Source organism: Clostridium sp. MCC353 (assembly GCF_018785315.1).
Taxonomy (GTDB): Bacteria; Bacillota; Clostridia; order Lachnospirales; family Lachnospiraceae; genus CHH4-2.
This window is the reverse complement of record NZ_WQPN01000048.1, coordinates 34,552-41,499: the sequence shown is the minus strand read 5'-3', so window position 1 is coordinate 41,499 and position 6,948 is coordinate 34,552. Positions and strand designations below refer to the sequence as shown.

The 6,948-nt window shown below is 48.9% G+C and carries 8 protein-coding genes; 7 read left to right on the top strand and 1 reads right to left on the bottom strand.

Going from position 1 to position 6,948, the window contains the following annotated elements; genetic code table 11:
- On the top strand, positions 1 to 204 hold a 204-nt coding region (locus GPL15_RS10115; RefSeq protein WP_215698555.1), incomplete at its 5' end, for a hypothetical protein.
- A 228-nt stretch (positions 205 to 432) separates the two neighbouring features.
- On the opposite strand, the gene GPL15_RS10110 is transcribed toward GPL15_RS10115, so the two are convergent.
- Positions 433 to 1,590 (bottom strand): M20 family metallopeptidase, encoded by a 1,158-nt coding sequence (locus GPL15_RS10110; protein ID WP_215698554.1) that lies wholly within the window; start codon positions 1,588 to 1,590, stop codon positions 433 to 435.
- Positions 1,591 to 2,091: 501 nt separating this feature from the next.
- On the opposite strand from GPL15_RS10110, the gene GPL15_RS10105 reads away from it, so the two are divergent.
- The 6 genes from GPL15_RS10105 (at position 2,092) to GPL15_RS10080 (ending at position 6,921) form a co-directional block, all read left to right on the top strand.
- Entirely contained in the window at positions 2,092 to 2,721 is a 630-nt protein-coding gene (locus tag GPL15_RS10105) for a DUF1847 domain-containing protein (protein WP_215698553.1), read from the top strand.
- Positions 2,722 to 2,724: 3 nt separating this feature from the next.
- Entirely contained in the window at positions 2,725 to 3,366 is a 642-nt protein-coding gene (locus GPL15_RS10100) for a GntR family transcriptional regulator (protein ID WP_215698552.1), read from the top strand.
- The gene (locus tag GPL15_RS10095) at positions 3,359 to 4,009 is read left to right on the top strand and encodes a GntR family transcriptional regulator (protein ID WP_215698551.1); all 651 of its coding nucleotides are present in this window, start codon (positions 3,359 to 3,361) and stop codon (positions 4,007 to 4,009) included. The genes GPL15_RS10100 and GPL15_RS10095 overlap by 8 nt, the downstream gene beginning before the upstream one ends.
- A 135-nt stretch (positions 4,010 to 4,144) precedes the next feature.
- On the top strand, positions 4,145 to 5,044 hold the full coding sequence (gene ttdA / locus GPL15_RS10090; RefSeq protein ID WP_215698550.1) for a L(+)-tartrate dehydratase subunit alpha: 900 nt from the start codon (positions 4,145 to 4,147) through the stop codon (positions 5,042 to 5,044).
- Positions 5,044 to 5,661: a L(+)-tartrate dehydratase subunit beta gene (gene ttdB / locus GPL15_RS10085; protein WP_215698549.1), complete on the top strand. Its 618-nt coding sequence runs from the start codon at positions 5,044 to 5,046 to the stop codon at positions 5,659 to 5,661. Before ttdA ends, ttdB begins: the two co-directional genes overlap by 1 nt.
- 123 nt (positions 5,662 to 5,784) lie before the next feature.
- Positions 5,785 to 6,921 carry a mandelate racemase/muconate lactonizing enzyme family protein gene (locus GPL15_RS10080; protein WP_215698548.1) on the top strand — a complete coding sequence of 379 codons (1,137 nt, stop codon included), beginning with the start codon at positions 5,785 to 5,787 and terminating at the stop codon, positions 6,919 to 6,921.
- Positions 6,922 to 6,948: the final 27 nt, after the last annotated feature.

Below are 6,948 nucleotides of genomic sequence, written 5' to 3'. Positions count from 1 at the left end.
GGATTTTCGAAAATGGCTTCCCCCTTTACTGTAAAGGGGGAAGCCATTTTCGAAAATCCCTTAGCCCTCTATTTTAAAAAAGGACAGAAAAAACCCCGTATTCATAAAATACGGGGCCGCTTTTCTTTAGGATTAGGATTTTTCAAAAAGGTTGGAAGGATAAATAGTTTTGTTAGTACATTTCTTATGATGGTTTTAGTATAACATACCGCTCGGGAAAATGTTTGTATATTGTTTGAATAGATTATGAAGATTTTCTTAATATAAATATTAACAATATAAGGGGAATGTAAATAAAATTACGTTAAAGGTCAACAGGAAATTTATATAAAAAAGTGTGCCCGTCCCGTATGTTTTTTATCCCCGGCATAGAATTTGCGGAAAAAATACCATCTGAAATTCCGAAATTCTCCCGGCCGCAGATTAAGAATATCAGAAAATCATGTTTTCCGCAAGTGTTATCAGTACGGCCTGGCATCTTAAAATGTCTTCGCATGGAACCGATTCATCCGGTTTATGCGCCAGTTCCAGATCGCCGGGGCCGTAGGACATACAGTTCATATTTCCTAAGGCGCCTGCAATGACGGCGCTGTCCGTATAACCTGGAAAGAAAGTGACGGCGGCATGTTCTCCTGTCACCTCTTCACATGCATGCTTGAGGGATTTCAGCAGAAATGAACGGTCGTCCCTTTCCACATAAGGCCGGTCCCCGGTGATCACATAGGAGGCGCGTATGCCGGGTACCTGGGCAGCCGCCTGGGTTATGGCTTCTTCCACCATATTGGCAGCGTCTTTTGTGGTAACAGGCGGAGCCAGACGCATATCAATCCATGTTTTGCACTTGTCAGGAACCACATAGGGCCGGTAACCTCCGGTTATCTGTCCGAATGTGACCGTAGATGCGCCCAGCTCTTCGTGTTTTGGACAGGCCGTGATCCGTTTTCTGATCCCGCAGATAATTTCGGCCATTCCCGCGATGGCGTCCGCGCCCTTCCACGGCGTGCTGGCATGCGCGGTGATTCCTTCCACATCCACCTCGAACCAGGCGCGGCCTTTGTGGGCAGCCTGAATCTGGCCGTTGGTGGGTTCCGTATCCAAAACCCAGCTGTTTTTTGTTACCCAGCCGCTTTCAATGGCTTTTTCCACGCCCCGCATGAAATCTTCTTCGTCAACTGTGGCGATCAGGGCAAAGCTGTGTCTGGGCTTTTGACCGCTTTGGGCTGTTTTGGCCGCAAGTTCCAGACAGGCCGACATGGCGCAGGCCAGCCCGGATTTCATATCACAGGCGCCTCTTCCGTAAATTCTTCCATTTTTGTATTCACCGCCCAAGGGATCACAGGTCCAGTTTTCCCCGATTACAACCGTATCCATATGGCAGATGAAGATCAGAGCGGGATCGTCGGTCTCTCCCTGGATTTTTGCCATGATATTGAACCGTCCCGGTAAAACCTCTTCTTTTGTCAGTTTGATCTGGGGATGATCCAGGGTTTTCCATATGAATTCCCCGATTTTCCCCTCATAGGAGCCCGGATCGGTGCTTTCGATACGGACTAACTGCTGTGTCAGCGTAATTGCATCAGTTTTCAACATAATATTCCTCCATTCCGGAGCGTTTTTATGCGCAAATTTTAGTAAACGCAAATCTTGGTAAACGCAAATATTGCTGAACGTAAATATTGCTGAACGCAAATCCTGCGTTGCGTAGGCACGCGCTGAGAATTTCAGATTCCCAGCTGCGATTCAAATTTGTGGCTCCGGCACAAATTTGAGTGTGAAAAATAAGCCATCAGGATTATTTTCCACAATCCCCCCCAGAAAATATGATGGTTTTAATTATAGGACTTTTTTCCCCGGATGTAAATCCATGGATGAGCCGCGGCCCCATGTTCCGCCGCCATTTGGAAATGTCCCGGGCCGGATTACGCTGTCACTGTTCACAGCCCCTGGACAATGTATTTGACAGGCGCAGTAACAATGGATACAATATATGTAATCTGATGTTTCATGACCGGTTTTTTCGGCCATGAGGATAAGCCGTCAGGAACGGCTGCCAATATATAATAGAAACTATGACAGAAAGAGAAAATAATTATGTATACTTGCGCAAAATGTAAAGTCTACGCCTGCCGTGGGAACCAGGCCGCAAAGCTTCCGAAAAATTGTCCCATAAGAAACCAGGAGGTTTTAAATGAAGCCCTGGAAGAGTATAAGAAAGAAGAAAACATTCAATTCTACATCACTTCGGCCGAGATCGAACGGCTGGGATACGGCCAATGGGTGCGCGTCCGTGAAACCATGGAATTCTGTGACCGGATGGGGTATCACCGCATCGGGCTGGCCTTCTGCGGCGGATTGTGCGGGGAGGCGGAAATCGTTTCAGACCTTCTGACAAGACACGGGTTCGAAGTGGTTTCCGTAATCTGCAAGGCAGGCGGCATTGATAAGGCGGAAATCGGCATTCAAGAAGAGTATAAGATGCATCCCAATGAATTTGAGCCCATGTGCAATCCGGTTTTCCAGGCGCGGCTTTTAAATGAGCAGAAAACGGACTTCAACATAGCCCTGGGCCTCTGCGTCGGTCATGATTCATTTTTATACCGCTATTCCGAAGCCATGGTGACCACTCTTGTGGTGAAGGACCGGGTGCTGGCCCATAATCCGGCAGGCGCTATTTACTGCGCAAAAGGGTATTATAAGAACAAATTTGGAGATGAGGTATAAGAAATGGAAACTGTTCAGGCAGTTCAGACCAAAGACTACATTATCCGGGCGATCCGTGATGAAATACTTTCGGGCCGTATGAAGCCGGGAGAAGAACTGGCCCAGGAAAATGTTGCCCAGATGCTGGGAGTGTCCCGCATGCCTGTGCGGGAGGCGCTTCAGGCGCTGGCCCAGGAAGGATTTCTGATCCGCCTTCCAAACCGCCATATGCAGGTGGCCGGAATGGACTGCAGAGAGGTCATGGATACATTTTCTGTGGCTGCGGCCATGGAAACCGAGATTTTAATGCTGATCCCTGAAAATGACCGGGATATTTTCTTCGGGGCCGTCCGCCGCTGTCTGGAAACCGGAGGAAAAGAGGACCAAAGCCGCGCAGCGGAAATGGAGATCGGGATTCATAAAACCGCGGTCTCTCTTTTGAGGAATGTGTACGTCAGCCGGCTTTTTTCAAAACTGCTGGACGGGTACATTTCCCATGCCGTTATGAACCGGAAAGGCAGAGAGGGAGACCGGGAACATTTTCTGTCACGGATATTGAGGGCATATGAAGCTTGTGACGAGAATGGATTGAAACAGGCGGTGAAGGCATACTATTCTGATTTGGCAAAGTCATTACTGAATTTTGAGGAGGGGCGGAATGAATAATCTGGGAAAAGTGAAATTACTGCCTGCCAGAGAGCAGGTGGCGTCCATACTGAGAAAAGCAATTCTGTCGAGAGAGCTGACGGAAGGGCAGGAGATCACCCTGGAAGGGATCGCGTCCCAGGTGGGAGTGTCCGCAACCCCTGTGAGGGAGGCATTTCAAATCCTCTCCGGAGACGGCCTGATAAAGCTCCGTCCCAACAAAGGAGCCGTGGTCTTAGGCGTTAATGAGAAGACGATCCGGGATCATTATGAGACGAGGGCTGTTCTGGAAGGGGAGGCCGCCGCCCGGGCCAGCAGGCCGGGAGTGGATCTTACAGAAGTTGAACACGCATTTTCTATCGCTGAAATGGCCTTGGAAAACAATGATTCCAAAGAATATTCAAAGCATAACCAGGCATTTCATATGGAAATCTGGACCGCTGCCGACAATGAGAAGATGAAGTCCCTGCTGTCCTCCATGTGGAACGGTTTATCCATGGGACATAAGGTGACGGAAGAGGACTATGCTAAGATATCCATTTTTGAACACAGACAGATTCTGGACGCGGTGAAGGCAAATGACGGCGAACTGGCCCGGAAGAGGATGCAGGATCATATAATCCGCAGCATGAATAATATTTTGACCAGGTTTGAAGAAAAATAGCATTGGAAAAATGTATCCTGCCACCATATCATATTGACAAACCAAATGCGCAGGTATATGATGGAATTAATAAATGGATACATTATCAAATATATAAGATAGTATATTTCATTAAGAAAATAGGAGGACACGACAATGAGTAAAGAACAGGCTGCTGCCCGGATGACAGACATCATGGCAAAATTCATTGCTTATTCCGGTAAAGTGCTGCCGGATGACGTTTATGCGAAGCTGGAAGAACTGAGGGAAAAGGAAAACAGCCCGCTGGCAAAAACAATTTATGACACCATGTTCAGAAACCAGGAACTGGCGGTGGAATTGGACCGGCCATGCTGCCAGGACACCGGAGTTTTACAATTTTTTGTAAAGTGCGGAGCTTCATTTCCTCTGCTGGGCGAATTGGAAGGCCTGCTTAGGGAGGCAGTGATGGAGGCGACTGTGAAGGCTCCCCTGCGCCACAACAGCGTTGAAACATTTGATGAGTACAATACCGGAAAAAATGTAGGTAAAGGCACGCCCACCGTATTCTGGGAGATTGTCCCGGATTCCGATTCCTGCAGCATTGACACCTATATGGCCGGAGGCGGATGCACGCTGCCGGGCAAAGCTATGGTGCTCATGCCCGGCGCAGGATACGAGGGCGTGACAGAGTTTGTGATGGATGTTATGACCAGTTATGGGCTGAATGCCTGCCCCCCTCTCCTTGTAGGCGTCGGTGTGGCCACATCTGTGGAAACCGCGGCCCTGCTGTCCAAAAAAGCCCTGATGCGCCCTCTCGGAAGCCGTAATTCCAACGAACGGGCCGCCGCCATGGAGAAACTTTTGGAAGACGGGATCAATAAGATCGGCCTTGGGCCTCAGGGAATGGGCGGAAATTATTCCGTCATGGGCGTACATATTGAAAATACGGCGCGCCATCCGTCCACAATCGGCGTGGCGGTCAATGTGGGATGCTGGTCACACCGGAGAGGCCACATTGATTTTGATAAGGATTTGAATTACACGATTACTTCACATAAGGAGGTAACTTTATAATGGAGAAGAGAGTATTGACAACGCCGGTTAAGGCGGAAGAACTGGAAGATATTCATGTTGGTGATATTATTTATTTAAGCGGGCACATAGTGACCTGCCGTGATGTCGCCCACCGGAGGCTGATCGAAGAGGGAAGGGAACTTCCTGTTGACATAAAAGAAGGGGCTATTCTGCATGCAGGTCCCATTGTGAGGCCGATTCCGGGCAGTGATGGACGTTTTGAAATGGTATCCGTAGGTCCGACTACCAGCATGCGCATGGAAAAATTTGAGAAGGAATTTATAGAAGAAACCGGAGTGAGGGTGATCGTGGGAAAAGGCGGCATGGGTGATAAGACTGTGGCCGGATGCAGAGAAGGGAAGGCCATTCAATGCGTTTTCCCGGCAGGATGCGCAGTGGTGGCCGCCGCCACCGTGGAAGAGATTGAGGACGCGCAGTGGACCGATCTGGGCATGCCGGAAACCTTATGGGTATGCCGGATCAAGGAATTCGGCCCATTGATCGTGGCCATTGACACCCATGGAAGGAACCTGTTTGAAGAGAATAAGGTGATTTACAACCAGAGAAAAGAAGAGGCCATGAAAGAGATTTTCAAACATGTAAGTTTTATTAAATAGTGTGAAAAGAATTTTGTTCAATAATAGTAACAGTTCAGACTTGTCTGAACTGTTACCAATAATAAGAAATCATTTGCCGGCCGCTGAAAGATCGGGGCAGATTGGAAAAAGGAGACCATTTTTATGAGAATAACTAAGATTGAATCGATTTTGGCCGGGGGAAGGTATCTTTTCGTCAAGGTCCACACCAACTGCGGCCTGGTTGGAATCGGCGAATGCGGGGCCTGGAGCTATCAGGAGGCGACGGCCACTGTTTTAAAACAGATGGAAAAGCTAATTGTGGGCCTGGATCCCATGCGGATCGAATTTATCTGGGACGCATTGACCCGAAATCTGCATTTCAGAGGGGCCGTGGTGCAGGCGGCGGTCTCGGGAATCGATATCGCTTTGTGGGATTTAAAAGGCAAATATTTAAATGTTCCCTGCTACGAACTGCTGGGCGGAAGGGTTCGGGATAAAATTAAGATTTACGTAAATGCCCGGGGAAAGAATGGGGAAGAAATTGCGGAAAGCGCCGGTAAGATTGCCGCAGACGGATTCAAAGCCATCCGTTTTTCCATCGGGCATCCAAAAGATGAAGACGGCAGATGCGGCGAAAGTTTCACAGCTTTAATTGGACGTGTGGAAGATACGATGAGACGGGTCCGCCAGGCGGTGGGCTGGGAGGTGGATGTGGCGGTGGAATGCCACCGGGGCCTGCGCACGGCGGAAGCTATTGAGCTGGGGCGCGCTCTGGATCAATACCGGCCTTACTTTTATGAAGATCCAATCCCTGACAATATGGAAGCCATGGCAGCGCTGATCGGCCAATGCAGGATTCCGGTAGCTACCGGAGAGCGGTTTATAAATCCTGCGGAATTTGATACGCTCATTTCCCATGCCAATGTACGCTATATCCGCCCTGATATGTGTGTGGCAGGCGGCATTACGGCAGGAAAAAAGATCGCCGCCCAGGCGGAGGCCAAAGGCATTTATCTGATCCCCCATAATCCGTTGGGGCCTGTTTCAACAGCGGCCTGTCTGCAGTTAGATGCCTGCATTCCAAACTTCGAAATTCAGGAATACCCTATGATGAACGGAAAATGCCGTCTGGACAGGGAGATGAAGGTTCCGTTTGCGGTTGAAAACGGCTATATTCTGCTCCCCCAAGGGCCGGGCCTGGGAATCGAATTAATAGACCATATAGAAGAAGTATTTCCTTTCGAAGGCAAATACGGAGGGATTCATCTGCATGAAGACGGTTCTGTCGTAGACAGATAGAGTACGGCAGACCATAATCTGATTATC

Excerpts from the sequence above, each read along its gene's own strand:
- GPL15_RS10110 (WP_215698554.1), bottom strand. The coding sequence starts at position 1,590 with ATGTTGAAAACTGATGCAATTACGCTGACACAGCAGTTAGTCCGTATC.
- GPL15_RS10105 (WP_215698553.1), top strand. The coding sequence starts at position 2,092 with ATGTATACTTGCGCAAAATGTAAAGTCTACGCCTGCCGTGGGAACCAG.
- GPL15_RS10100 (WP_215698552.1), top strand. The coding sequence starts at position 2,725 with ATGGAAACTGTTCAGGCAGTTCAGACCAAAGACTACATTATCCGGGCG.
- GPL15_RS10095 (WP_215698551.1), top strand. The coding sequence starts at position 3,359 with ATGAATAATCTGGGAAAAGTGAAATTACTGCCTGCCAGAGAGCAGGTG.
- ttdA (WP_215698550.1), top strand. The coding sequence starts at position 4,145 with ATGAGTAAAGAACAGGCTGCTGCCCGGATGACAGACATCATGGCAAAA.
- ttdB (WP_215698549.1), top strand. The coding sequence starts at position 5,044 with ATGGAGAAGAGAGTATTGACAACGCCGGTTAAGGCGGAAGAACTGGAA.
- GPL15_RS10080 (WP_215698548.1), top strand. The coding sequence starts at position 5,785 with ATGAGAATAACTAAGATTGAATCGATTTTGGCCGGGGGAAGGTATCTT.